General features: G+C 73.6%; 27 protein-coding genes. 6 read left to right on the plus strand and 21 right to left on the minus strand.

The window, feature by feature from the left end; translation table 11 throughout:
- Positions 1-80: 80 nt before the first annotated feature.
- From AF1_RS10205 to AF1_RS10275, 15 genes are all read right to left on the minus strand, one after another.
- Entirely contained in the window at positions 81-869 is a 789-nt protein-coding gene (locus tag AF1_RS10205) for a hypothetical protein (RefSeq protein ID WP_067795690.1), read from the minus strand.
- A gap of 68 nt (positions 870-937) precedes the next feature.
- Positions 938-1,675 (minus strand): VIT1/CCC1 transporter family protein, encoded by a 738-nt coding sequence (locus tag AF1_RS10210; protein WP_242608914.1) that lies wholly within the window; start codon positions 1,673-1,675, stop codon positions 938-940.
- A 12-nt stretch (positions 1,676-1,687) separates the two neighbouring features.
- Positions 1,688-2,923: a prolipoprotein diacylglyceryl transferase gene (gene lgt, locus AF1_RS10215; RefSeq protein ID WP_084262741.1), complete on the minus strand. Its 1,236-nt coding sequence runs from the start codon at positions 2,921-2,923 to the stop codon at positions 1,688-1,690.
- 43 nt (positions 2,924-2,966) lie between these two features.
- Positions 2,967-3,815, minus strand: coding sequence for a DsbA family protein (locus AF1_RS10220; RefSeq protein WP_084262742.1), 849 nt, complete (start codon positions 3,813-3,815; stop codon positions 2,967-2,969).
- A gap of 112 nt (positions 3,816-3,927) precedes the next feature.
- A complete protein-coding gene (locus tag AF1_RS10225) occupies positions 3,928-4,707 on the minus strand; it encodes a DsbA family protein (RefSeq protein WP_067795693.1) in 780 nt (259 codons plus the stop codon).
- Positions 4,708-4,765: 58 nt separating this feature from the next.
- The gene (locus AF1_RS10230; protein ID WP_067795695.1) at positions 4,766-5,257 is read right to left on the minus strand and encodes a vitamin K epoxide reductase family protein; all 492 of its coding nucleotides are present in this window, start codon (positions 5,255-5,257) and stop codon (positions 4,766-4,768) included.
- 145 nt (positions 5,258-5,402) lie between these two features.
- Entirely contained in the window at positions 5,403-6,215 is an 813-nt protein-coding gene (gene trpA, locus AF1_RS10235) for a tryptophan synthase subunit alpha (RefSeq protein ID WP_067795696.1), read from the minus strand.
- The gene (gene trpB / locus AF1_RS10240; protein ID WP_067795699.1) at positions 6,212-7,444 is read right to left on the minus strand and encodes a tryptophan synthase subunit beta; all 1,233 of its coding nucleotides are present in this window, start codon (positions 7,442-7,444) and stop codon (positions 6,212-6,214) included. The genes trpA and trpB overlap by 4 nt, the downstream gene beginning before the upstream one ends.
- A 208-nt stretch (positions 7,445-7,652) precedes the next feature.
- Positions 7,653-8,459, minus strand: a complete 807-nt coding sequence (gene trpC / locus AF1_RS10245; RefSeq protein WP_067795701.1) for an indole-3-glycerol phosphate synthase TrpC — start codon at positions 8,457-8,459, stop codon at positions 7,653-7,655.
- Positions 8,460-8,560: 101 nt separating this feature from the next.
- Positions 8,561-9,031, minus strand: a complete 471-nt coding sequence (locus AF1_RS36255; RefSeq protein WP_084262749.1) for a DUF2752 domain-containing protein — start codon at positions 9,029-9,031, stop codon at positions 8,561-8,563.
- 34 nt (positions 9,032-9,065) lie between these two features.
- Positions 9,066-9,734 (minus strand): response regulator transcription factor, encoded by a 669-nt coding sequence (locus tag AF1_RS10255; RefSeq protein WP_067795704.1) that lies wholly within the window; start codon positions 9,732-9,734, stop codon positions 9,066-9,068.
- Positions 9,731-10,330: a Trp biosynthesis-associated membrane protein gene (locus AF1_RS10260; RefSeq protein WP_067795706.1), complete on the minus strand. Its 600-nt coding sequence runs from the start codon at positions 10,328-10,330 to the stop codon at positions 9,731-9,733. Before AF1_RS10260 ends, AF1_RS10255 begins: the two co-directional genes overlap by 4 nt.
- Entirely contained in the window at positions 10,327-10,713 is a 387-nt protein-coding gene (hisI, locus tag AF1_RS10265; protein WP_067795709.1) for a phosphoribosyl-AMP cyclohydrolase, read from the minus strand. The genes AF1_RS10260 and hisI overlap by 4 nt, the downstream gene beginning before the upstream one ends.
- Positions 10,714-10,832: 119 nt before the next feature.
- On the minus strand, positions 10,833-11,039 hold the full coding sequence (locus AF1_RS10270; RefSeq protein WP_018657218.1) for a cold-shock protein: 207 nt from the start codon (positions 11,037-11,039) through the stop codon (positions 10,833-10,835).
- A gap of 247 nt (positions 11,040-11,286) precedes the next feature.
- Positions 11,287-11,958, minus strand: coding sequence for a TIGR03085 family metal-binding protein (locus tag AF1_RS10275; RefSeq protein WP_067795712.1), 672 nt, complete (start codon positions 11,956-11,958; stop codon positions 11,287-11,289).
- A 186-nt stretch (positions 11,959-12,144) separates the two neighbouring features.
- Between AF1_RS10275 and AF1_RS10280 the strand changes: the two genes are divergently transcribed.
- Genes AF1_RS10280 through AF1_RS10290 form a run of 3 tightly spaced genes read left to right on the plus strand, consistent with a single transcriptional unit; the run spans position 12,145 to position 17,036 of the window.
- Positions 12,145-13,947 (plus strand): ABC transporter ATP-binding protein, encoded by a 1,803-nt coding sequence (locus tag AF1_RS10280; protein ID WP_067795715.1) that lies wholly within the window; start codon positions 12,145-12,147, stop codon positions 13,945-13,947.
- Positions 13,944-15,725 carry an ABC transporter ATP-binding protein gene (locus AF1_RS10285; protein ID WP_067795718.1) on the plus strand — a complete coding sequence of 594 codons (1,782 nt, stop codon included), beginning with the start codon at positions 13,944-13,946 and terminating at the stop codon, positions 15,723-15,725. The genes AF1_RS10280 and AF1_RS10285 overlap by 4 nt, the downstream gene beginning before the upstream one ends.
- A gap of 54 nt (positions 15,726-15,779) precedes the next feature.
- Positions 15,780-17,036: a hypothetical protein gene (locus tag AF1_RS10290; RefSeq protein WP_242608915.1), complete on the plus strand. Its 1,257-nt coding sequence runs from the start codon at positions 15,780-15,782 to the stop codon at positions 17,034-17,036.
- Positions 17,037-17,109: 73 nt separating this feature from the next.
- Here AF1_RS10290 and AF1_RS10295 read toward each other — a convergent pair whose 3' ends face one another.
- Entirely contained in the window at positions 17,110-17,730 is a 621-nt protein-coding gene (locus AF1_RS10295; RefSeq protein WP_165488416.1) for a phosphorylase family protein, read from the minus strand.
- A 124-nt stretch (positions 17,731-17,854) separates the two neighbouring features.
- On the opposite strand from AF1_RS10295, the gene AF1_RS10300 reads away from it, so the two are divergent.
- The 3 genes from AF1_RS10300 to AF1_RS10310 all read left to right on the plus strand — a co-directional run bounded on the left by AF1_RS10300 (position 17,855) and on the right by AF1_RS10310 (position 21,163).
- On the plus strand, positions 17,855-18,190 hold the full coding sequence (locus AF1_RS10300) for a hypothetical protein (RefSeq protein ID WP_067795727.1): 336 nt from the start codon (positions 17,855-17,857) through the stop codon (positions 18,188-18,190).
- Between the two features lie 18 nt (positions 18,191-18,208).
- On the plus strand, positions 18,209-19,384 hold the full coding sequence (locus tag AF1_RS10305; protein WP_067795729.1) for a winged helix DNA-binding domain-containing protein: 1,176 nt from the start codon (positions 18,209-18,211) through the stop codon (positions 19,382-19,384).
- Between the two features lie 87 nt (positions 19,385-19,471).
- A complete protein-coding gene (locus tag AF1_RS10310; RefSeq protein WP_067795732.1) occupies positions 19,472-21,163 on the plus strand; it encodes a CocE/NonD family hydrolase in 1,692 nt (563 codons plus the stop codon).
- Between the two features lie 4 nt (positions 21,164-21,167).
- Here AF1_RS10310 and AF1_RS10315 read toward each other — a convergent pair whose 3' ends face one another.
- The 5 genes from AF1_RS10315 to AF1_RS35115 are packed head-to-tail and all read right to left on the minus strand — an operon-like array spanning position 21,168 to position 24,341.
- Positions 21,168-22,013 (minus strand): ATP-grasp domain-containing protein, encoded by an 846-nt coding sequence (locus AF1_RS10315; protein WP_067795735.1) that lies wholly within the window; start codon positions 22,011-22,013, stop codon positions 21,168-21,170.
- A gap of 13 nt (positions 22,014-22,026) precedes the next feature.
- Complete coding sequence (gene hisF / locus AF1_RS10320; RefSeq protein ID WP_067795738.1) at positions 22,027-22,788, minus strand: imidazole glycerol phosphate synthase subunit HisF; 762 nt, start codon at positions 22,786-22,788, stop codon at positions 22,027-22,029.
- Complete coding sequence (gene priA / locus AF1_RS10325) at positions 22,785-23,504, minus strand: bifunctional 1-(5-phosphoribosyl)-5-((5-phosphoribosylamino)methylideneamino)imidazole-4-carboxamide isomerase/phosphoribosylanthranilate isomerase PriA (protein WP_067795742.1); 720 nt, start codon at positions 23,502-23,504, stop codon at positions 22,785-22,787. The genes hisF and priA overlap by 4 nt, the downstream gene beginning before the upstream one ends.
- 34 nt (positions 23,505-23,538) lie before the next feature.
- The gene (hisH, locus tag AF1_RS10330; protein WP_067795745.1) at positions 23,539-24,174 is read right to left on the minus strand and encodes an imidazole glycerol phosphate synthase subunit HisH; all 636 of its coding nucleotides are present in this window, start codon (positions 24,172-24,174) and stop codon (positions 23,539-23,541) included.
- Entirely contained in the window at positions 24,171-24,341 is a 171-nt protein-coding gene (locus AF1_RS35115; RefSeq protein WP_165488417.1) for a hypothetical protein, read from the minus strand. The genes hisH and AF1_RS35115 overlap by 4 nt, the downstream gene beginning before the upstream one ends.
- Between the last annotated feature and the right edge of the window lie 2 nt (positions 24,342-24,343).

Raw genomic sequence — 24,343 nt, forward strand, 5'->3', positions numbered from 1 at the left:
CGCGGCGGCGGGGTTCATCGGAGTCCACGGGCGCGCAGACTACCGCCCGCCGGCCGGTGCCGCGCCCGCGTGCGGGCCGCTCACTGCCCCGGCTTTCCGGACGCCAGTTCGAGCCGCCCGTACAGGAAGTCGGCGGCGTTCTCGATGGCGAGGCTCACATCGATCATCTCGTTGAGCGAGGCGGGCTGCCGCCCGCCGGCCCGCTCCACCCACGTGATCACGGCGTAGTGGCCGTAGGTCTTGGCGTAGGCGGCGCTGAACCCGGGCCCGAACGCGGGCACACCCGGCGCCTTCAGCGGCACGACCCAGCCGGCGCCGGTCGCCGGGTCCAGGTCGCGCAGGATCTGCTTGACGCCGTCCTCGCTCGCCAGGTTGATCACGATGAACTGGCCGACGTGCTTCTTGTCGGCGCTCACGTACGCGGCGCGGACGAGCTGGCTGCAGCCGTACTTGGCGAGGTCGCCCTGCAGCCGCGCGCCCCACGTGCCGGATTTGCAGTCGGCCGCCAGCTTGGACGCGGCCAGCGTGAACGCGTACTGGCCCGACTTCACGTTCTTGGCGGAGAACGCCTCGCCCTCGGTGATCGCGCGGCCGTCGGCGGACCGGGACGCGATCTGGCCGAAGCCCTCCCCCAGGTAGTCCGGGGTGTACGCGGTCGGCACCGCCGTCTTCGGCGCCGGCTCCCCGCCCCCGCCGGTCAGCAGGACGACGGCCACGGCGGCGGCGATCAGCACGACCGCCGCGGCGGCCCCGCCGAACAGCAGTTTTGGACTGGGGAGCTTGCGGCCGGGCTTGTCATCCGGCCAGAAGTCCCGCCCGCGGCCCTTCTGCGCGGCCTCGGCGGAATCTGTGTCACGAGCCTCGATCACGCCCCGGAGCTTAGCGGTCCGGATGCCTTCGCGTGACCGAAAGGGCGCTTCATCCGTATTCGTATGAGCTACAACCCGTTAGTGCCGATCAGCGCGCCGACGGCGTAGGTGATGCCCGCGGCGGCGGCGCCGAACAGCAGCTGCCGCGTCCCGCCGAACCACCAGGGCCGGGCGGTGATCTGCGACACCAGCGCACCGGCACCGAACAGGCCGAGCGCCGAGATGATCGCCGCGGGCCACAGCGAGGTGGCGCCCAGCAGGTACGGCAGCACCGGCAGGACCGCGCCGATCGCGAACGACAGGAACGACGAGCCCGCCGCCAGCACCGGCGACGGCAGGTCGCCGGGCGCCACCCCGAGTTCCTCCCGGGTGTGCACCTCCAGCGCCTCGTCGGGGTCGCGGGACAGCTGCCGGGCGACCTCCGCGGCGGTCTCCGGGTCCACGCCGCGCGCCTCGAAGACCTCGGCCAGCTCGCGTTCCTCGGCGGCCGGATGGCGGGCGAGCTCCAGCCGCTCCACCTCGATCTCCGCCTCCGCCAGCTCCGACTGGGAGGCGACCGAGATGTACTCCCCCGCCGCCATCGAGAACGCGCCCGCCGCCAGGCCCGCGAGACCGGCCAGCAGGACGACCTTCTGGCTCGCCTGGCCGCCCGCGACACCCGCGATCAGCGCGAAGTTGGAGACCAGCCCGTCCATCGCGCCGAACACCGCGGGTCGCAGCCAGCCCCCCGTGACGTCGCGGTGCTGGTGGTGGTGCTCCGGTCGCACACCGGACTTCTCACCGGACATCTCGCCTGCGTCCGACACCGTCGCCGTTTCCTACTTCCCGTCCGTGACGGGCTCCCCCTTTTGCACCCGGCCGGGTTCGGTGGCACCGTCGTCCTCATTGTCGCCGGTCTCGGGAACCGGTTCGGCCTCCGGGGCCTCGTCCGGGACCTCGTCCGCCGGCTCGTCCGTGCCGGAGCCCTCCTCCGGCTCGTCCGCGCCCGTCTCGTCCTCGGGGCCGGACGCATCCTCCTCGCCGTCCGCCCCGTCCGCGGGCTCCCCGGCGTCGCCGGTGGCCTCGGCCGCCGGATCCGCCTCGTCCGCGGGATCCGCCTCGTCCGCCGCGCCGGCCTTCGTCCCGGTCTCGGCAGCCTCGGTGTCCGCAGCCCCGGTGTCCGCCGTCGCGGGGACGGCGGCGGGGGCTCCGGAGGCCGTCTCGGCCACCGGGCGGCCCACGTTCTCCGGGCCGGTGCGGTCACGGGCCAGGTACAGGTAGGCGACCGCGCCGAGGAACAGGATGATCGACGTCCAGTCGTTCAGCCGCAGGCCGAGGATGTGGTGGGCCTCGTCGATGCGCAGCGCCTCGATCCAGCCGCGTCCCACCGTGTAGGCGGCGACGTAGAGGGCGAACGCGCGCCCGTGGGTGAGCTTGTAGCGGCGGTCGGCCCAGATGACGAGGACGGCGACACCGACGCACCACAGCGACTCGTACAAGAACGTCGGATGGTAGGTCGCGACGTCGGCGTACTTCGGGTCGAGGGCGGGCCCGCCGTCCAGCATCGGGCGGTGGTTCTGGTCGATCTCCAGCGCCCAGAAGGTGTCCAGCGGGCGGCCGTACAGCTCCTGGTTCCAGTAGTTGCCCCAGCGGCCGATCGCCTGCGCCAGCGCGATGCCGGGCGCCACCGCGTCGGCGAGCGCAAGGGGCGAGATGCCGCGCCGCCGGCAGCCGATGACCCCGCCGACCGCGCCGAGCGCGACCGCGCCCCAGATGCCGAGGCCGCCCTTCCAGATCTCCAGCGCCCGGACGGGGTCGCCGCCCTCCCCGAAGTACCGCTGGTAGTCGGTGACCACGTGGTAGAGCCGCCCGCCGACCAGGCCGAACGGCACCGCCCACACGGCCACGTCGACGATCACGCCCGGGGCGCCGCCCTTGGCGGCCCAGCGCCGCTCGCCCAGCCAGACCGCGGCGACGATGCCAAGGATGATCATGATGGCGTAGGCGCGGATCGGGACGGGCCCGAGGTGCCAGACGCCCTGCGAGGGACTCGGAATGTAGGCGAGCTGGTGCATGACCGTTGACGTTACCGCCTCCCGGGCGCGGCGCGCGCCCTCTCTACCACCGCAACGAGGCCGCGGCCTGCGACGTGCCGTCCCGCCCGCCGGTCGCCGCGCCGCTGGACCGCGGGCCGCCGGACGTGGGCGCGTTGCCGCCGGCCTTCGCGACGGCCTTCTTCAGTGCGTCGGGCGAGCCGAGAACATCGTTGCCGACCTTCTTCCCGTTCAGCGCCAGGTACGGGGTGGAGTCGACCCCGGCCCTCCCGGCCTGGGCACTCGCCTGGTTCACGGTCTTCATCTGCTGTTCACCGTTGACGCAGGAGGCGAAGGACGGGTCGGTGACGCCCAGGTCGGCCGCCCACCTGATCAGTTCCTGCGGCTCGAAGCCCTTGTCCCCCTCCACGGGCTGCTCGGCGTAGAGCCGGTCGTGGTACTTGACCCAATGACCGGCGGGCATGCAGGCGGCGGCGTTCGCGGCCCGCCGCGAGTTCGACATCAGCGGTTCCTGCTGGAACAGCTGGAAGGGGCGGTAGACGACCTTGAGCCGGCCGTCCGCGGCGAGCTGCTTCATCGTCCCGCCGAGCCGGGCCTCCATCGCCTTGCACGCCGGGCACTGGAAGTCCTCCCAGACGTCGAGGACGGGGGCGTTCACCCCCGGCTGCGCCATCGCGACCGAGCCGTCCGGCTGCCGGGTCGCGGGCGCGAGCGCGCCCTGGTAGCCGCGGGGGGCGGGCGAGCCGCCCCGGCCGGACAGCGCGACCACGACCACCACGACCACGACCGCCGCGGCGGCGACGGCGCCGAGGACGACCAGCAGCGCGCGCCGCCGCCGTCCCCGGGCCGCCGCCCGTGCCCGTTCCTCCGCGAGCCGCCGCCGTGCGGTCGGCTCCCTGCCCTGCTCGCTCATCGATCCCCCGATCGGCCACTACTCTGCGTACTTCCATGCACCTACGAGCGTAGCGGGGGCGGCGGGCCGGGGCGCCCGGAAGCGCCGGGCCGGGGTCACTCGCCCGGCGGGGTCACTTCTTCCCGGCCGCGCGGGCGGCGTCGATGGACACGCGCAGCCCCGCGGGGTTCATGAACTGCTCCTGGTCGAGCTTCTTGCCGTCCAGGAACACCGTCGGCGTGCCCTGGACGCCGCGGTCCTGGAACGCGTACTTGGTCATCGCGTCGACCGTGGACTTCTTCTGCCCGTCCCGGACGCACTTCTCGAAGTTCGGGTCGGTGACGCCGACGTCCTTGCCCCACTTGACGAGGTCGTCGGGCGAGAAGCCCTTCTGGCCCTCGGCGGGCTGGAACTTGAAGAGCGCGTCATGGTAGGAGATCCACTTGTCGGCCGGGACGCACAGCGCCGCCTCCGCCGAGCGCAGCGAGTTGCTCCGGACCGGGTCCGGCTGCCCGCCGAACAGGTGGAACGGCCGGTAGACGACCTTGACCTTGCCCTGCAGCGCCAGTTCCTGGACGGTCTTGCTGGTGGCGTCCTCGAACTGCTTGCAGACCGGGCACTGGAAGTCCTCGAAGATCTCCAGTTCGGGCTTGGTCACCCCGGCCTTCGCCATCACGATGGAGCCGTCGGCCTGCCGGCTGAGCGGGGCGAGCGGACCCTTGTGCGCCTCGGCCCGGCCGTTCTTGCGCTGCTGGTCGACGATCAGGACGGTCGCGACCACGATCACCGCCACGGCCACCACCGATCCGAGGACGATGGTGAGCAGCCGCCGCTGCTTCTCCCGCGCCGCCTGCCGCTTGCGCTCAGCGGCCAGGCGCTCTCTCGCGGACCGCTCTCGTGCGGCCTTGCTCATTGGTTCTCCTATGTATGCGGACCCGGCGCCGCCACCCTGCGGCGCGGTAACGGCGAGATTAGTCGACCTGGCCGATCCGTCGGAATTCGTCGGCCAGGACGAGGAGGAACAGCAGCACGGTGACGGCGTGGACCCCGGTGCACCACAGGCAGATCTTGTGCAGGATCGCCAGCTCGACGGTCACGAGGTAGACGACGAACAGCATGCCCACCGCGACGCTCGCCACCCGGCCCCAGCGCAGCGGCGGCCAGGTCGAGCGCAGCGCCCACGGCGTCAGCAGCGCGCCGAACGCGACGAAGAACGCCAGGCCGAGCAGCGGCATCGGGATGCCGAGCAGGGTGGAGTACTCGCTCGTCGTGACCGCGTGGCAGTCGATCGTCGAGGACGCCGAGCACACCAGCGCCTTCTCGTCGTAGTGCGTGATCGTCAGATAGACGGAGATCCCCAGCCCGGTGAGCGTCAGCACCCAGGCCGCGACCTGGAACCACGCGGGAGGCAGCGGCGACGCCGCCGCCTTGGCCCGGCTCTTGGCCGCCATCTCTTGCGTCATCGTGATCCTTCCGGAACCGCCTTCGCCGGCGGACACACCCTAGTGGAGGGCGCCGGCGCCACAAGCATGAACTCGGCGGCGGTCGTCCCGAGTTCCCGTGACGGCGCTCCGGCGGTCCGGAACGCCGTCACGGGACCGTACGAAATCAGCGGCCGGCGCGGACGCCCGCCGCCAGTTCCTCGGTGAGCGAGCGGACACCGGCCAGCCCGGAGGCGAGGTCGGGGGCGTCCAGCAGGCGGCGGATGAACGCCGACCCGACGATCACACCGTCGGCGAAGCCGGCGACCTCGGCGGCCTGGGCGCCGTTGCCGACGCCGAGCCCGAGCCCGACGGGCAGCCCGGTACCGGCCTTGTCGATGATCGCGCGGGTCCGCTCCACCAGGCGCGGGGCGCCGGTGTCGACGGCGGAGCGGGCACCGGTGACGCCCATCAGCGAGGCCGCGTACACGAAGCCGCGGCACGCCCCGGTGATCGTCTCGATGCGCTCGTCGGTGGAACTGAGCGCGACGAGGAACACGCGGTCCAGGCCGTGGGCGTCGGACGCCTCCAGCCACTCGCCGCCCTCCTCGGGCGTGAGGTCGGGAGTGATCAGCCCGGAGCCGCCGGCGGACGCCAGGTCGCGGGCGAACCGGTCGACGCCGTAGCGGTCGACGGGGTTCCAGTACGTCATGACGAGGGTCGGGACGCCGGTGGCGGCGACGGCCTCGACCGTGCGGAACACGTCGGCGACGCGGGTGCCGCCGACGAGGGCCCGGTGGACGGCGTCCTGGATGGTGGGGCCGTCCATCATCGGGTCGGTGTAGGGCAGGCCGATCTCGATGGCGTCGCAGCCCGCGTCGACCATGGTCTTGGCGGCCGCGACGGCGCCGTCGCAGGTGGGGAACCCGGCGGGCAGGTAGCCGACGAGCGCGGCACGCCCTTCGGCCTTGGCCTTGTCGTAGGTGGTCTGGACGGTCACCGGCCCTCCTCCTCGGGCATCAGGCCGAAGAAGGTGGCGGCCGTGTGCATGTCCTTGTCGCCGCGTCCGGACAGGCACACGATGATCGTGGCGTCCGGGCCCAGTTCCCCGCCGACCTTGAGCGCGCCGGCGAGCGCGTGCGCGGACTCGATCGCCGGGATGATCCCCTCGGTGCGGCACAGCAGCGCGAACGCCTCCATCGCCTCCGCGTCGGTGATCTCGCGGTACTCGGCGCGGCCGGTGTCGTGCAGCCACGCGTGCTCGGGGCCGACGCCGGGGTAGTCGAGGCCGGCGGAGATCGAGTGGGTGTCGAGGGTCTGGCCGTTGTCGTCCTGCAGCAGGTAGGTCCGCATGCCGTGGATGACGCCGAGGGAGCCGCCGACGAGCGTCGCGGCGTGCTTGCCGGTGGCGACGCCGTCGCCGCCCGCCTCGAACCCGTACAGCCGGACGGACTCGTCCGGGATGAAGGCGTGGAAGGTGCCGATCGCGTTGGAGCCGCCGCCGACGCAGGCGACGACCGCGTCCGGCAGGGCGCCGGTCATGTCGATGCACTGCTGCCGCGCCTCGACGCCGATGACGCGCTGGAAGTCGCGGACCATCACCGGGAACGGGTGCGGGCCCATCACCGAGCCGATGCAGTAGTGGGTGTGGTCGACGGTGGCGACCCAGTCGCGGAACGCCTCGTTGCAGGCGTCCTTGAGGGTGCGGCTGCCGGTCTTCACCGGGATGACCTCGGCGCCGAGCATCCGCATCCGGGCGACGTTGAGCGCCTGCCGCTCGGTGTCGACCTCGCCCATGTAGACGGTGCAGCTCAGGCCGAGGAGCGCGGCGGCGGTGGCGGTGGCGACGCCGTGCTGGCCGGCGCCGGTCTCGGCGACCAACCGGGACTTGCCCATCCGGCGGGTGAGCAGCGCCTGGCCCAGCACGTTGTTGATCTTGTGGGAGCCGGTGTGGTTGAGGTCCTCGCGCTTGAGCAGCACGCGGGCGCCCGCGTGCGCGGAGAAGCGCTCGGCCTCGGTCAGCAGGCTGGGACGGCCCGCGTAGTTCGCGAGCAGGTCCTCCAGTTCGGCGGTGAAGGCGGGGTCCTGCTTGGCCGCCTCGAACTCGTGGGTCAACTCGTCCAGCGCCGCCATCAGCGCCTCGGGCGCGAACCGGCCGCCGAAGCGTCCGAAATGGCCGGTGGCGTCGGGTACGGCTTCAGCACCGCGCGCGGCGGTGTCCATGGTCATGGGTAAACGCGTCCTGTCGTGGGAGAAGTGGCCGTCGGATCGGTGGGGTCCTCGACTAGCCCCGCCATCGCTCCCGGAGCGGTTCGACCTGCATGCCCCTCACCCTATCGAGTCCGGCTATCGAGACCCTATCGAGTCCGTCCATCAAGTCCGCGGGCCCGGCCCGGCCATCGCCGGCGGGAACGCCCCCGCGTCCCGGCAACGCGGGTCAGCCGCCCTGCCGCAGCGCCGGATGGGCGCCGGCGGCGACGAGGTCGGCGACCGCGGCCCGCGGGTCCCGGCCGATGACCAGGCTCTCCCCCACCAGCACGGCGTCCGCGCCGCTGGAGGCGTAGGCGAGCAGGTCGTGCGGGCCCCGCACCCCCGACTCGGCGACCTTGACGACCTCCTTGGGGAGGGTCGGCGCGACCCGGGCGAACACCCCCCGGTCGACCTGCAGGGTGCGCAGGTCGCGGGCGTTCACGCCGATGACCTTGGCGCCGGCGTCGACGGCGCGGGCCGCCTCCTCCTCGGTGTGGGCCTCGACGAGCGGCAGCAGCCCGATGGACTCGGCCCGCTCGACCAGCGACACGAGGGCGTCCTGCTCCAGGGCGGCGACGATCAGCAGCGCGAGGTCGGCGCCCGCCGCCCGCGCCTCCCACAGCTGGTAGGAGGTGACGATGAAGTCCTTGCGCAGGACGGCGACGTCGACGTTCGCGCGGACGGCGGCGAGGTCGTCCAGGCTGCCGCCGAACCGGCGCCGCTCGGTCAGCACGCTGATCACCTTGGCGCCGCCGGCCTCGTAGTCGCGGGCGAGCGCGGCGGGATCGGCGATCGCGGCCAGCGCGCCCTTGGACGGGCTGCTTCGCTTGACCTCGGCGATGACCGTCACGCCCGGACCGCGCAGCGCCCCGAGCGCGTCCCGCGGGGCCGGGGCCTTCGCGGCCTTCTCCTTGAGGGCGTCGAGCGGGACCTCGCGCTGCCTGTCGGCGAGATCGGCCCGGACGCCTTCGATGATCTCGTCCAAAACACTCAAGGTCGCAGGCCCCCTATTTCAGGTCGTTCCGTGCACCGATCGTAGCCGCCCCCTCGGACGCCTTCCCCACCCGGGAGGGCCGTCCGGCGGGCTTGTGGCGCTCAGGGCGCGAGTACATGCGCGAACGGCAGGTTGCGGACGACCCAGTAGACGATCAGAAGGCCGACGAACGAGTACACCACCGCCGGCTTGAACAGGACGGTCCGCATGGGCAGCCCCTGCGCCGTCATCACCGTCCACCTCACGTACAGGTAGGCGAAGACCGGCAGCATGAGGAACAGCAGCGGGTTGAACCCGAACGCGGTGCCCACGTCGCCGTGGGCCAGCGCGTAGACGAGCCGCGTCATCCCGCAGCCGGGGCAGTAGTACCCGGTCATCATCAGGAACGGGCAGCTCGGGTAGTGGCCCGCCTCGTTGGGGTCGCCCCGGAACGCCACGATCAGGGTTCCGGCGACGACGCCGCCGAGCACCGCCGCCTGGGGCAGGAGCGCCCGTGCCGGTCCGTGCCGTGCCGGTCCGTGCCGCGCGGGTCCGTGCGCGTGCTCCTGCGGTGGGACGGATACGCCAGTCACGGGGTCCACGATAGGCGACACCCCCCGAGCGCCCTCACCCGTCCAGGACGTAACCGACGCCGCGGACGGTCCGGATGGGGCTCCCTTCACCGAGTTTGGCGCGGAGCTGCGCGATGTGGACGTCGACCGTGCGGCTTCCGGCGCCGGCGCCCGGCCCCCACGCGGCGTCGAGGAGCTGCTCGCGGGTGAAGACGCGGCCGGGGTTGGCCATGAGGTATTCGAGGAGGTCGAACTCGGTGACGGTGAGGGTGACGCGGCGGTCGCCGACGACGGCGATCCGGTCATGCGGGTCGAGGGCGATGGAGCCTGCCCGCAGGGGGGCGGGCGCGGCGGCGGGGGTACCGCGGCGGAGGGCCTCGGCGACGGCGCCGACGAGGGCGCGCGGGCCGAACGGGCGGGCGATGTGGTGGTCGCCGAGCACGCGGGCGGCGGCGGGGTCGAGGGGGCCGGTCACGGCGACGACCGGTGCGGGACGGGCGGCGTCGGCGACGCGCCGGTAGAGGTCGGCCGGCAGCGCGGCGGTGGACAGGTCGAGGACGACGACGTCGGGGCGGCTGTGTTCGGCGGCGGCGGGCGCCCGGCCGGGGTCGGCCTCGATCTCGACGTCGAAGCCCTCCCGGGAGAGGTAGCGGCGCTGCAACTCGGCGACGGCGGGATCGTGCTCGATCACGAGGACGAGGCCACCGCCACCGTCGGTGCTCATGACCGCCCGTTCCGCCGGGCGGTCGGGTCCTCACCGCGGTCCAGGGAGCGCCACATCGCGGACGGGTCGTCCGGCACGGCGGCTTCCTTCGCGGCGGGCCCGCGCGGGGCTGCGCGTTCGTAGCGGGCCGACATGCCGGGCCAGCGCGTCCCGCGGGCGGCGGTGAGGAGACCGGCGGCGACCAGCAGGATCCCGCCGGCGACCGAGACCGTCCACCACAGGTTCACGTGCAGGGCCGGGTCGGCGCCGAGCTTCAGCAGGGCGCTCTTGTCGCCGGCCGCGGACAGCACGTTCGGACGCCGGACGGCGGCGGCCGACGCGCAGGCGATCCCGACGCCGAACAGCGCGATGAGGACGCCGACGGCCGCGCGCACCCGGCCGCGGGTGGCGAACAGGGCGGCGAGCCCGGCGAGGCCGGCCCAGCCGAGGGCGCCCGCCGCGCCGCCGAGGTCGCCGCCGGTGAGGGTCTGGGTGAACGGGGTGATGGCGTCCTCGGCCTTGACGGTGGCCCAGCCGCGCCCGGCGGCGAGCAGCACCAGGCCCGCGCCGGTGGCGCACAGCAGCGCCGTCAGTCCGCGTTCACGCCCGGGTGTCATGAGGTCGGGTCAGGGCGTTCCCCGACCACGGCGGGAAGGACGTCGGCGTCCCAGCAGGTGCGGTCGCCGGTGTGGCAGGCGCCCCCGACCTGGTCGACCTTCACCAGCACGGCGTCGGCGTCGCAGTCCAGCGCGACCGACTTGACCCACTGCTGGTGGCCGGAGCTCTCACCCTTCACCCAGTACTCCTGCCGGCTGCGCGACCAGTAGGTGCAGCGGCCGGTGGTGAGGGTGCGGTGCAGGGCCTCGTCGTCCATCCAGCCGAGCATGAGCACCTCGCCGGTGTCGTACTGCTGGGCGATGGCGGGCACGAGCCCGTTCGGGTCGCGCTTCAGTCGAGCTGCGATCTTCGGGTCCAGATTGCTGGACGGTCGTACGGACATGACCGAGAGTTTATTGCAGCCGCGTCCGCCTCCGACCTCGGCGGGCGACGGCCCCCACCGGCACGAAGGGCCCGCTCCCCCGGCGGAGGGGGCGGGCCCGGACGTACGGCTATCGGGTGTTACAGGGGGACGACCTGGTCGGCCTGCGGGCCTCGGTTGCCCTGCGTCACCTCGAACTGGACGCGCTGATTCTCGTCCAGCGTGCGGTAGCCGGAGCTCTGAATGGCCGAGTAGTGCACGAAGACGTCCGGACCGCCGCCGTCCACGGCGATGAATCCGAAGCCCTTCTCGGCGTTGAACCACTTCACGGTGCCCTGCTGGGGCATGTCTTTCTCCTTGCGGCAAAACCTGGGCCCACACCTCGCGGGCCCGTGCGGTCGCTGCGGAACGCTCTCGCCCCCGGTACGGTCCCGGAAAAGCCAAAACGCCCGCTGCCATCAGTCCGCGGGCGTCTGCACGATCGAGAACCACGACTGCAACCGACCGCCCCACAGTATCACCGCTCCGCCGTAAAGCGGAGGAGCCGCAAGGCACGTGATTCTTCTCTTGGCGAACCCTGCCGTTACCTGCCCGTTAAAGACTCCAACCGACCTCGGTCAGGCCCTTGACAGCGCCCGTGTCCCCGGTGATACGGACGTTCGCGACGTCCCGGCGGCCCAGCGCCCACAGGACGAGTTCGCCGACCGGGCCGTGCACGCGCACGGCTCCGCGCGGGTGCCGGCCGTGCGCCGGCACCCGCAGGCTCCGGCCGTCCGGTTGCACCAGCGTTACCTCGACCTGAACCTTTCTTAGGACAAAGCGGGCAATTTTTATCCGTCGCCAGAGCACTTCCCGGAGTTCCGGGGAGATCTCCCGCGGCTCCCAGTCGGGACGTGCGCGCAGGACGTCCTCATGGTGAACAAAGAACTCGACACCGTTCGCGATTTTGTCGACTCCAGGAAGCGCGTAGGGCGAGAACTTCGCCGGTCCGTCCCGAAAGCGTTCCACCAGCCGGTCGAACGGGACGGACCGCGCCGTACGGCGCCGAACACGCTCGGTGTAGAAGGACAGCGGGGGCAGCAGTATTCCGGGGGCGGTGTCCGGGCGGTTCTCCCTGACGACGAGATGGGCCGCCAGGTCGCGGGCGGTCCAGCCGGCGCATTTCGTGGCCGCGTCCGGTCCCGCCTGCGCCAGCGCGGCGGCCAGCAGCAGCCGTTCGCGGCGGACGGGCCCCGGCTCGGCGGGGCCGTCCTCGGAGGTGCTCATCTGGTGATCGTAAGCCGTCCGGGGACCGCCGGGAATAAGCGCCGCGGCCGGATGGTAGGCAATGGGCAGGCCCGGTACACCCCCTGGCGCGGTCGCTCGGGGACCTGTCCCGGGCACCGTCGTGATCGAGGAGTCGCCGTGCCACCTGCGTCCAGACGCGTCAGCCCACACGTGCTCAGGGAGGGGATGGGCGTGCTGTGGGTGGCGGTGAAGGCCGAGCCCCGGGTGTTCACGGTGTCGGTGCTCGCCAGCGCCCTGTACGCGGCGATGACCGTGGCGACCGCGCGGGTGCTGGGCTGGGCGGCGGAGAAGGTCGTGCTGCCGGCGTTCGCGGCCGGGCACACGACGGCCGGGGCACTGGCCGGGGCCGCCGCCGTGATCATGGCGGTGGCGGCGCTGAAGGCGCTCGGCGTCGCGGGGCGCCGGTTCTACGCGGGCCTCATGCAGTACCGGCTGCAGGCGTCCTACCGCCGTTCGGTGACCCGGCAGTACCTGCGGCTGCCACTGGCGTGGCACCACCGGCACCCGACCGGGCAACTGCTGTCGAACGCCAACGCCGACGTGGAGGCGGTGTGGGCGCCGATCGCGCCGCTGCCGATGGCGGTCGGGGTGGTGTTCATGCTGCTGATCGCGGCGGTGTCGATCCTGGTGACGGACCCGGTGGTGGCCGCGGTCGGCTTCCTGGTCTTTCCCGCCGTCGCGCTGATCAACATCGTCTACCAGCGCCGGCTGTCACCGGTGGCGACCCGGGCGCAGCAGTTGCGCGCGGAGGTCAGCGAGGTGGCGCACGAGAGCTTCGAGGGCGGCCTGGTGGTCAAGACCCTCGGCCGGGAGGCGGCGGAGACCCGGCGCTTCGCCGAGCGGGCCGAGGCGCTGCGCGACGCCAACATCGCGGTCGGCCGGATCCGCGGGCTGTTCGACCCGGTGCTGGAGGCGCTGCCGAACCTCGGTGTGCTCGCCGTCCTGCTGATCGGGTCGGTGCGGCTGGAGTCCGGCGCGATGTCGCCGGGCGACCTGGTGAACGTCGCCTACCTGTTCACGCTGCTGTCGTGGCCGATCCGGGCGCTCGGCTGGGTGCTGGGCGAGGTGCCGCGCAGCGTCGTCGGCTGGAAGCGGGTCCGCGGCGTGCTGGACGCGAGCGGCTCCCTCCCGTACGGGGACGGGGTGCTGGGCGGCTCCGGCGCGGCGACCGAGCTGGAGGTCCGCGAGATCCGGTTCGCCTACGAGACGGCCGAGGAGAACGGGGACGGTGAGCGCCGCGTCCTGCACGACGTGTCGTTCGCGGCGACTCCGGGCCGGACGGTCGCGGTGGTGGGCCCGACGGGGTCCGGCAAGTCGACGCTCACCTCGCTGCTGGTCCGGCTCGTCGACCCGGCGGACGGGGCCGTGCTGCTGGACGGCGTCGACCTGCGCGACGTCCGGCGCGGCGGGGTCGCGGCGACGGCGGCGCTCGTCCCGCAGCAGACGTTCCTGTTCGACGACACCGTGCGCGGCAACGTCACGCTCGGCCTGGACGTCCCGGACGAGCGGGTCTGGGAGTCGCTGCGGCTCGCCCAGGCCGAGGGGTTCGTCGCGGCGCTCCCGGACGGGCTCGACACGAAGGTGGGCGAGCGCGGGGCGACCCTGTCGGGAGGTCAGCGGCAGCGGCTCGCGCTGGCCCGCGCGCTGGTGCGGCGGCCCCGGCTGCTCGTCCTGGACGACGCGACGTCCAGCGTCGACCCGCAGGTGGAGGCGCGCATCCTGCAGAGCCTGCGGGAGGCGCGGTCGGACGAGGCGGGCCGCGCGACCGTCGTGGTGGTCGCCTACCGCAAGGCCACGATCGCGCTGGCCGACGAGGTCGTCTACATGGAGCACGGCCGCGTCGTGGCGCGCGGCACCCACGCCGGGCTGCTGGAGGGCCCGGAGGGTTACCGCAACCTCGTCAACGCCTACGAGCGGGCCGAGGCGGAGCAAGAGGCGGTCGAAGGCGGCGAGGAGGCACTGGCATGACGGTCCTGAACGGCACGGCGGCGGCCGAGGGCGCGATCAGCACCCTGAGACGCGGGCTGCGGCTGAGCCCGGAGTTCCGCGCGGGCCTGGCCGGGACGCTGGCGCTCGCGCTGGCGTCGACGGCGGGACGCGTGGTGGTGCCCATCGCCGTCCAGCAGACGATCGACAAGGGCCTCGGCCGCCCGGACGGCCCCGACATCGCCTTCATCCGGACGGCGGTGCTGCTGTGCGCGGCGGCCGTGCTGGTGACGGCCGTGTGCGCGTACCTGATGAACGTGCGGCTCTACAGGTCCTCCGAGGGCGGTCTCGCGGGGCTGCGGGTGCGGGCGTTCCGGCACGTCCACGACCTGTCGATGCTCACCCAGAGCGGGGAGCGGCGGGGCGCGCTGGTGTCGCGGGTGACGAGCGACGTCGACCAGATCAGCCAGTTCATGCAGTCCGGCGGGCTGATGTTCATCGTCTCGATCGGGCAGTTGCTCGTGGCGAGCGTGCTGATGGCCGTCTACTCGTGGCCGTTGGCGCTGCTGGTGTGGGCGGCGTTCCTGCCGCTGGCGTTCGCGCTGCGCCGCTTCCAGCGGATCCTGTCGGCGGCGTACTTCGGAGTTCGGGAGCGGATGGGCGACCTGCTGGCCGCGGTCGGCGAGTCCGTCGTGGGCGCCCCGGTCATCCGCGCGTACGCCGCGGAGGAGCGCACCGGCCGGCGGGTGGACGAGACCGTCGAGGCGTACCGCTCGGCGCAGACCCGCGCGCAGGCGATGGTCGCGTTGACGTTCCCGGTCACCGAACTGGTCGCCGCCGTCGCCACCGCCGGTGTCGTCGTCGCCGGCACCCTGCTCGGCATCGCCGGGGAGGTGTCGGCCGGGAAGCTCATCGCGTTCCTGTTCCTGGTCACGCTGTTCGTCAGCCCGATGCAGACGGCCACCGAGGTCCTGAACGAGGCGCAGAACGCGGTCGCGGGCTGGCGCCGCGTGCTCGGCGTGCTGGACGCCGTCCCGGACGTCGCCGACCCGGGCGAGGCGGGCGAAACGCTGCCGCGCGGCCCGATCGAGGTGCGGTTCGAGTCGGTCGGCTTCGCCTACCCGGGCGGCCCGCCCGTCCTGCACGACGTGAACGCGGACATCGCGCCCCGCAGCCGCGTCGCGATCGTCGGCCAGACCGGCTCCGGCAAGACGACGTTCGCCAAGCTCCTCACCCGGCTCATGGACCCCGCCTCGGGCCGCATCCTGGTGGACGGGGTGCCCCTCGACCGCGTCCGCTTCTCCTCGCTGCGCGAGCGGATCGTCATGGTGCCGCAGGACGGCTTCCTGTTCGACGCGTCCCTCGGCGACAACATCCGCTACGGCAGGCCCGGCGCGTCCGATGAGGACCTCGTCCTCGCGCTCACCGAACTGGGCCTGGCCGACTGGCTGGAGGGTCTCCCGCAGGGCCTCGGCACCCCCGTGGGCCAGCGCGGCGAGTCCCTCTCGGCGGGTGAGCGGCAGTTGGTCGCCCTGGCCCGCGCCTACATCGCCGACCCGGACCTCCTCGTCCTGGACGAGGCGACCTCGGCCGTGGACCCCGCCACCGAGGTCCGCATCCAGCGCGCCCTGGACGGCGTGACGCGGGGCCGCACGGCGATCGCCATCGCCCACCGCCTCTCCACCGCCGAGGCCGCCGACGAGGTGATCGTCTTCGAAGCGGGCCGCATCGTCCAGCGGGGGTCCCACACCGAGCTGGTGAGCCGCCCCGGCGTCTACGCGGACCTGCACGCCTCCTGGATCGCCCAGCGCACCCTGTGACGGGCGAGCACAAACTACTTGCCCGTTATCTGGTCTCGTGCGCATTCTGCTGGGGTGAGCAATGAGGTCGTGGTGGAATCGGCGGGCACGCTGCACGGTCAGCTGCAGCGAGGTCTGGGGAGGGCCGCGCGCCGCGCGGCGGACAGGCCGGGGGCGGGCGAGTACGTGTACGCCTGCATCCGGCGGGATCCGCGGTGGGATCGGCAGTGCGAGTCACGGCGGTTGTACTACGCCCGGTTGATGGTGGACCTGGAGTTGTCGTCGGGGCCGCTGGCGGAGCATCTCTTCGATGCGGCCGACCACACCGATCCGGACGAGTGGCGGGTCGATCTGGCGTTGGGCGTGCTCGCGGACCTGGTGCGGCTGAGCCGGCGGGAGGCGGCGGTGCCGCTGCGGCGGTACGCCGAGGAGGGCGCGCAGTGGTTCGACGCGGTGGCCGAGCTGATCGACCTCGCGGATCCGTCGCTGGCGGCCGGTCTGGACGAGCTGGTGGCGGCGCGGTGCGACGACGCGGACCTGACGCTGCTGATCCCGGGCCGGCGCAACCCGGTGATCGAGGCGTGGGCGGCGCGGCAGCCGCGGGTGGCCGAGGCGCTGGCGCGGCAGCGGGAGGCGGGCCGGGCGGCGCGGCGGGCGATGGTGGCGGCCCCGGCCCGCGACACTCAGAGCGACGCGGAGCTGCTGGATCTGGCGCGGCGGCGCGGGGAGGGCGCGATCGCGGCGATCTTCGAGCTGGGCCGGCGGCGGACGCCGGCGCTGCTGGATCTGGCGGAGGAGCTGCTGCCGCAGCGGCCGAGCAGATTCGGCGGGGCGGTGTGCCGGGCGCTCGGCGAGTACGGGCCGGAGACGCTGCCGCGGGCGCGGGCGTGGGCGGCCGCGCGGGGCGGCTGCGCCGACATGGGGCTGCGGATCCTCGCCCGGTACGGCACCCGGCAGGACATCCCGCTGCTGATGGACGAGCTTCGCGGGGCCGTCGCCCGGCGCGAATGGGCCGGTGCCGCGAGCCCGATCGAGGGGCTGGGGCGGCTGCGCGCGGGCGAGGCCGTCCCGCTGTTGAAGACCGCTTGGGCCGAGTCCACCTATGCCTATCTGAGACCCCGCATCCTGACCGCGTTGACGAGAACGGCCCCGCACACGGCCGAGTCCTACACCGTCGAGGGGCTGTGGGACTGCGAAGAGGGCGTCCGCGCCGAGGCCGCCCGGTACGCGCCGCTGACCCGCGAGACGGGGCTGCGGCTGCAGCGGCTGCATCACGACGGCGCCGAGGAGCCGGACGTGCGCGCCGCGGCGGCCGCCCGCCTGATGACCTGAGCACCCGCCGAGCCGCGTCGAGCCGCGTCGAGCCGCGCCGGGGCACGGCGCGGGCCGGGGCACGGCCCGCGGCTCACCGGGCCGCGGTGCCCTCTCCGCCGCGGACCAGCAGGACGCTCCAGCGTTCCAGGGCGGGGCCGGTGCGCGCCAGGACGCGCCGCGCGGCCAGCCCGCGGCCGATCGTGCCCGGATGCCACAGCGGATGCCCGGGGCCGTCCACGACGACCCGGACGGCGGCGACCGGCAGCGTGGCGGCACGTGCGGCGATCACGGCCGACTCCATGTCGGCGGCTCGCGCGCCCTGCGCCGCCCAGACCGCGCGTTCCTTGCCGTGGACGACATGATCGGTGGTCACGAGGGGGCCGACCTGCACGTTCAGGCCGTCGCGGATCAGCTCCCCGGCGAGCAGGCGCGGGGCGCTGCACGGCACCACCGTGCCTTCGGGGCCGCGGATCTCGTCCGCGACCAGGACGTCGCCCGGCCGCAGCCGCCCGTCGAGCGCGCCGCCGAAGCCGACGGTGACGAGGGCGGCGCAGGCGTCCGGCAGCCGGTCCGCGCGCCGGGCGCGGTAGCCGACGACCACGACCGGCGTCCGGATGAGCCCGCGGCGGACCGCGCGGGCCTCGACGCGCAGCGCGGCGCACACCACCGGGCCGAGCATCGGCGCATCCCCGTCCTCACGATCCGCGGTCACCCGTCCAGCGAAACACGAGGTCACCGGAAGATCCAGCCGCGTCACCGCGCGGTACCGCATTCGTCCCGGTGAGATCGGCCCCGGGGAGGGTGGCGGCGGCCCGGCATGCCCCTAGACTCCCGGCATGACCTCCTTGCCCCTCCGGCGGAAGCTGGCCGTCCTCCCGTTTCTCGCGCTGTCGCTCGGCGCCGTGGCCGCGTGCGGCGGCGAGAACAGCAAGACCTCCTGCGACGTCAACTCCTGCACGGTGACCTTCGACCGGGGCGTCGACGCGAGCGCGTCCGTCCTCGGGGTGAAAGCGGAGCTCGTGAGCGTGCAGGGCGAGACGGTCACCCTCAAGATCGCGGGCCAGACCGTGACCGTGCCGGTGGGCGACGGCGAGCAGGCGGAGGGGTTCACCGTCTCGGTCCAGTCGGTCACCAAGGACAACGTCGTCGTGAAGATCTCCAACAACGGCTGAACCCGTTAAGATTCGCACATGCGTTCGATGAAACCGGCGGAGCGGCGGGCCCGGCTCGCGCTCCGCCACCGGCTCGCCCCGCCGGCCCGGACCGACGACGTCCTCGGCATCGCCCGGTCCATGGTGGTCCTGCACGCCACCGACCCGGCGACGGTGTTCCTGTCGGTCGCGGCCCGCAGCGTCGAGGCCGGCCCCGGCGCGGTGGAGCGGGCCCTGTACGACGACCGGACGCTGCTGCGGATGCTCGCGATGCGCCGGACGATGTTCGTCGCGCCCGTCGATCTCGTTCCGGTGCTGCAGGCGTCCACGGCGAACGGGCTGGCCGCCAAGCAGCGCGCCACCTATGCGCGGCTGATCGAGCGCGGCAGCGACATCTCCGGCGTCCCGTCCTGGTTCGCCGAGGCCGAGGAGGCCGCGCACAAGGCGCTGCTGGCGCGCGGCGAGGCGACGGGCGCCCAGCTCAGCGCCGACGTGCCGGTGCTGCGGACGCAGGTCGACCCGGCCCCGGGCAAGTCCTACTCCCGTCCCACGAGCGTCACCACCTGGGTCCTCGTCACGCTCGGCTGCGAGGGCCGCATCGTGCGGGGGCGGCCCAACGGATCGTGGACCAGCAGCCAGTACAGGTGGTCGCCCGTCGAGGCGTGGCTGCCCGGCGGCATCGAGGACGTCCCGGCCGGCGAGGCGCGCACGGAGCTCGTCCGCCGCTGGCTGCGCGCGTTCGGCCCCGCCCCGGTCGCGGACCTGAAGTGGTGGACGGGCTGGACCGCCGGTGACGTCAAGAAGGCCCTCGCGCCGCTCGATGTCACCGAGGTCGATCTCGGCGGCGGCACCGGGCTCGTCCTGTCCGACGACCTGGAGCCGGCGCCCGAACCGGAGCCGTGGGCGGCGCTGCTGCCCGCGCTCGACCCGACGCCGATGGGCTGGCGGGAGCGCGGCTGGTTCCTCGGCGGCCACGGCCCGGCGCTGTTCGACCGGAACGGCAACATCGGCCCGTCGGTGTGGTGGGACGGCCGTATCGTCGGCGGCTGGGCGCAGCGCAAGGACGGCGAGATCGCCGTCCGCGTCCTGGAGGACGTCGGCGCCGAGGCCGGGGCGGCGATCGAGCGGGAGGCGGCGCGCATGTCGGCCTGGTACGGCGACGTCCGCGCGATCCCCCGCTTCCGCACCCCGCTGGAACGCGAGCTCACGTCCTGACCGGGGGCGACACCGGAACGTGATGCCCGCCCACCTCCGCGGGCGGATATCCTACCGAGTAGTAGGGAAATCGCGGATGGAGGCGGCATGGCTCTCTGGAACCGACTGCCAGCTCCATCGATCAGGCTGCCCCGCCCGCACGGGCTGACCCGCTACACCGTCCAGCGCGACCTGCCGGTGACCATGCCGGACGGTGTCACGCTGCTCGCCGACCGGTACACCCCCGCCGGTGTGGAGCGTCCGCCCACGATCCTGGTGCGGACCCCCTACGGGCGGCGCGGACCCGCCGCCCTCGCCAACGGGCTGCTGTTCGTCCCGTTCGGCTTCCAGCTGGTCGTGCAGAGCACGCGCGGAACGTCCGGTTCCGGCGGCGAGTTCGACCCGCTCGGCCACGAACGCGACGACGGGCTCGTCACCGTCGAGTGGCTGAAGCGGCAGCCCTGGTTCCACGGCTCGTTCGCGACGTTCGGCCCCAGCTATCTCGGCTACTCGGCGTGGGCGCTCGCCGCCGAGGCCGGTCCGGAGCTGAAGGCGATGGCGCTGCAGATCACCGCGTCCTCCTTCCGGGACGCCGCGTACGTGGGCGGGTCGTTCGCGCTGGAGTCCACGCTCACCTGGACCGACCTCACGCACCGGCAGCAGCGCCCGCTCGGCATGATCACCGCGCCGCTGGTCTCCCGGCGCCGGGCCGTGCGGGCCGCCCGGTCCGGCCGCCCCCTCTCCGAACTGGACATGCTCGCCGGCGGGCAGTCGATGCGCTTCTACCAGGACCTCCTCGCCAACCACGCGACCCCCGGCGGCTACTGGGACCGGCGCGACTTCAGCGGGACCGTCGGCCAGGTCAGCGCGCCCGTCACCCTCCTCGGCGGCTGGTACGACGTGTTCCTGCCCTGGGAGATCAAGGACTACCTCGCGCTGCGCTCCGCCGGGCACGCCCCGTACCTGACCATCGGCCCCTGGTGGCACACCGACGCCCGGCACGGCCTGCCCGGCATCCGCGAGTCGCTCGCCTGGTTCCGCGCCCACCTGCAGGGCGACCCGTCCGGGCTGCGGCCCGACCCCGTCCGCCTCTACATCACGGGCGCCCGCGAGTGGCGCGGCTACCGGGACTGGCCCCCGCCCGGCATGCGGCAGGTGCGCTGGCACCTGCACGCCGGCCGCGGCCTCGGCGAGGACGGCCCGCAGGACCACCCGCCGAGCACCTACACCTTCGACCCGGCCCGCCCGACGCCCGCGCTCGGCGGCCCCACCCTGCTCGGCAGCTCCCGACCGGTCGATCACCGGCCGCTGGAGCGCCGCCCCGACGTCCTGGTGTTCACCTCCCCCGTCCTCACCGGCGACCTGGACGTGATCGGCCCGGTCGGCGCCGACCTGTTCGTCCGCTCCGACCGCGAGCACACCGACTTCGTCGTCCGGCTCTGCGACGTCGCCCCGGACGGGACGTCCCGCAACGTCTGCGAGGGCGGCCTGCGCCTGCCCGCCGTCGCCGACAAGCCCGTCGGGACGGACGGCGTCCGCCGCATCGCGGTCGACCTGTGGCCCGCCGGCCACCGCTTCGCCCGCGGCCACCGCGTCCGTGTCCACGTCACCAGCGGCGCCCACCCCAAGGTCGCCGCCAACCCCGGCACCGGCGAACCCCTCGCCACCCCCGCTACCCGCATGCTCAAGGCGAACCAGGAGGTCTTCCACGACCCCGGCCGCCCGTCGGCGATCATCCTCCCGATCGCCGAGCACTCGCCCGAGTCGGCGACCCCGGCCCCCGAAGAGGACCCCCTGTAGCCGCCTAGAGGCGGGCGGCGATCGCCTTGGCGAACCGCTCCGCGCTGCCGGGGCCGTGGTGGAGGTAGAGGCTGGGTTCGGTCAGTTCGAGTTCGATGATGAGCGGGGCGCCGTCCGGGCCCGGGACGAGGTCGACGCGGGCGTAGAGGGGGTCCTCGCCGACCGGGACGGCCGCCAGGGCGCGGACGGCGACGTCCAGTTCGGCGTCGGTGGCCGTCGCGGCGGTGACCTGGCCGCGTGCGGTGTCGTCGCGGACGGGACCCTGGATTCCGGCTCCGGCGGTGAGGATCTGGGCCTTGCGCCCGGCGTGGCTGTACTCGCCGTCGCAGAAGACGAGGGCCGTCTCGCCGGCGGTGTCGACCGCGGGCAGGTACGGCTGGACCATCGCCGTGCGTCCCGCGTCCCGCAGGGAACGCAGGTGGGCGCGGGCCCGGTCCTCCTCGCCCGGGCCCCATCGGGCCGTGTCGCCCGAGCCGATGGAGACGGCCGGCTTGATGACGTACTCCGGCCATCCGGACGGGATGTCGCCGGGGTCCCACAGGGTCGGCACGACGGGCAGGCCCGCGTCGGCGAGGTCGCGGAGGTAGCGCTTGTCGGTGTTCCACCGGACGATCCCGGCCGGGTTCAGGACGCGCGGCAGGCCCTGCGCCCACGCCACGAACTCCTCGCGGCGGGACGTGTAGTCCCAGGTGGAGCGGATGACCACCAGGTCGTACCGGGACCAGTCGACGTCGGCGTCCCAGATGACGGGCTCGGCGCCGATGTCCAGGCGGGCGAGGGCGCCGATCAGGTCCTGGACATCGTCGCTGCCGCCCGGCAGCAGGGAACAGGTCGCGAACGCGATGGTCATGCGGGGGTCCTCTTCAGCGAACGGGGTGGCCGGCCTCGCGCAGGGCGTCCTTGACCTCGGCGATCGTCAGCTCCCCGAAGTGGAAGACGCTGGCGGCGAGGACGGCGTCCGCGCCCGCGGCCACGGCGGGCGCGAAATGCCGGACGGCGCCGGCCCCGCCGCTGGCGATCACCGGCACCGGCACCGCCGCGCGGACGCGGCAGAGCATCTCCAGGTCGAAACCGGCCTTGGTGCCGTCGGCGTCCATGGAGTTCAGCAGGATCTCCCCGACGCCGAGCTCCGCGCCGCGGCGGGCCCACTCGATCGCGTCGATGCCCGTCCCCTTGCGGCCGCCGTGCGTGGTGACCTCGAAACCCGACTCGGTGCCCGCGGCGCGGCGGGCGTCCACCGACAGGACGACGCACTGCGACCCGAAGCGGTGCGCGGCCTCCCGCAGGAACTCCGGCCGCGCGATCGCGGCCGTGTTGACGGAGACCTTGTCGGCGCCCGCGCGCAGCAGCCGGTCGATGTCCTCGACGGTGCGGACGCCGCCGCCGACGGTGAGCGGGATGAACACCTGCTCGGCGGTGCGCCGCACCACGTCGTACGTCGTGGACCGGTCCGCGCTGGACGCGGTGATGTCCAGGAACGTCAGCTCGTCGGCGCCCTCGGCGTCGTAGCGGCGCGCCAGCTCCACCGGGTCGCCGGCGTCCCGCAGGTTCTGGAAGTTGACGCCCTTGACCACGCGCCCGGCGTCGACGTCCAGGCACGGGATCACCCGCACGGCCACCGTCATCTCACGGCCTCCAGGGCCTCTTCCAGCGTGAACGCCCGCGCGTACAGGGCCTTGCCGACGATCGCGCCCTCGACGCCGTCACCGGTGAGGGCGGCGAGGGCGCGCAGGTCGTCCAGCGAGGACACGCCGCCGGACGCGACGACGGGCTTGTCCGTCCGGGAGCAGACCTCGCGGAGCAGTTCGGTGTTGGGGCCGCGCAACGTCCCGTCCTTGGTGACGTCGGTGACGACGTAACGCGGGCAGCCGTCGTCCTCCAGCCGGGCGAGGACCTCCCACAGGTCGCCGCCCTCCCGCGTCCAGCCCCGCGCGGCGAGCGTCGTCCCGCGCACGTCCAGCCCCACCGCGATCCTGTCGCCGTGCGAGGCGATGATCTTGCGGCACCAGCCGGGGTTCTCCAGCGCGGCGGTGCCGATGTTGACGCGGGCGCACCCGGTGGACAGGGCCGCCTCCAGCGACGCGTCGTCCCGGATGCCGCCGGACAGCTCGACCTTCACATCCAGCTTCCCGGTCACCTCGGCGAGCAGCTCCCGGTTGGAGCCGCGCCCGAAGGCGGCGTCCAGGTCCACGAGATGGATCCACTCCGCCCCCGCCCGCTGCCAGGCCAGCGCCGCCTCCAGCGGGGCGCCGTAGGAGGTCTCGGTCCCGGCCTCGCCCTGGACCAGGCGGACCGCCTGGCCGTCGGCGACGTCGACCGCGGGAAGGAGCGTCAAAGTCATGCGGAAACCCTATCGAGGCAGAGGGGCGGGCTGATCAGGCGATCGTGGTGAGCCAGTTGCGCAGGAGGTGCGCGCCGGCGTCACCGGACTTCTCCGGGTGGAACTGGGTGGCGCACAGGGGGCCGTTCTCGACCGCGGCGACGAAGCGGTCGCCGTGCTCGGCCCAGGTGACCAGCGGCGGCTCGATGAGGCCGGTCGGGTCGGGCTCCAGGTCCCAGGTGCGGGCGGCGTAGGAGTGGACGAAGTAGAACCGCGCGTCCGCCAGGCCGGCGAAGAGGGTGGAGCCCTCGGGCACCTCGACCGTGTTCCAGCCCATGTGCGGGACGACCGGCGCGTGCAGCCGGTCGACCGTGCCCGGCCATTCGCCGCAGCCCTCGGTGGTGACGCCGTGCTCGATGCCCTTGGTGAACAGGATCTGCATGCCGACGCAGATGCCGAGGACGGGGCGCCCGCCCGCGAGGCGGCGCCCGATGATCTGGTCGCCGCGCACCGCGCGCAGACCCGCCATGCAGGCGGCGAACGCGCCGACGCCGGGGACGACCAGGCCGTCGGCGTTCAGCGCGGCGTCCCAGTCGGCGGTGACGGTCACCTCGGCGCCGGCGCGGGCCACGGCGCGTTCGGCGGAGCGCAGGTTGCCGGAACCGTAGTCGAGGATGACGATCTTCGTCACAGCCACACCACTCCCCCGGCGAACGCCAGCCCGGCGAGGACGAGGAGGATCAGCGCGCCGATCTTGATGCCCTGCTTGATGAAGCTGTAGACGCCGGCCAGCAGGAACGCCGCGATCGCGAAGACCGCCACATTGCCGTAGGTGAAGTGCAGGTCGCCGATCTCCACGG

The sequence above is a fragment of the Actinomadura formosensis NBRC 14204 genome, assembly GCF_001552155.1.
In the GTDB taxonomy this organism is placed as follows: Bacteria; Actinomycetota; Actinomycetes; order Streptosporangiales; family Streptosporangiaceae; genus Spirillospora; species Spirillospora formosensis.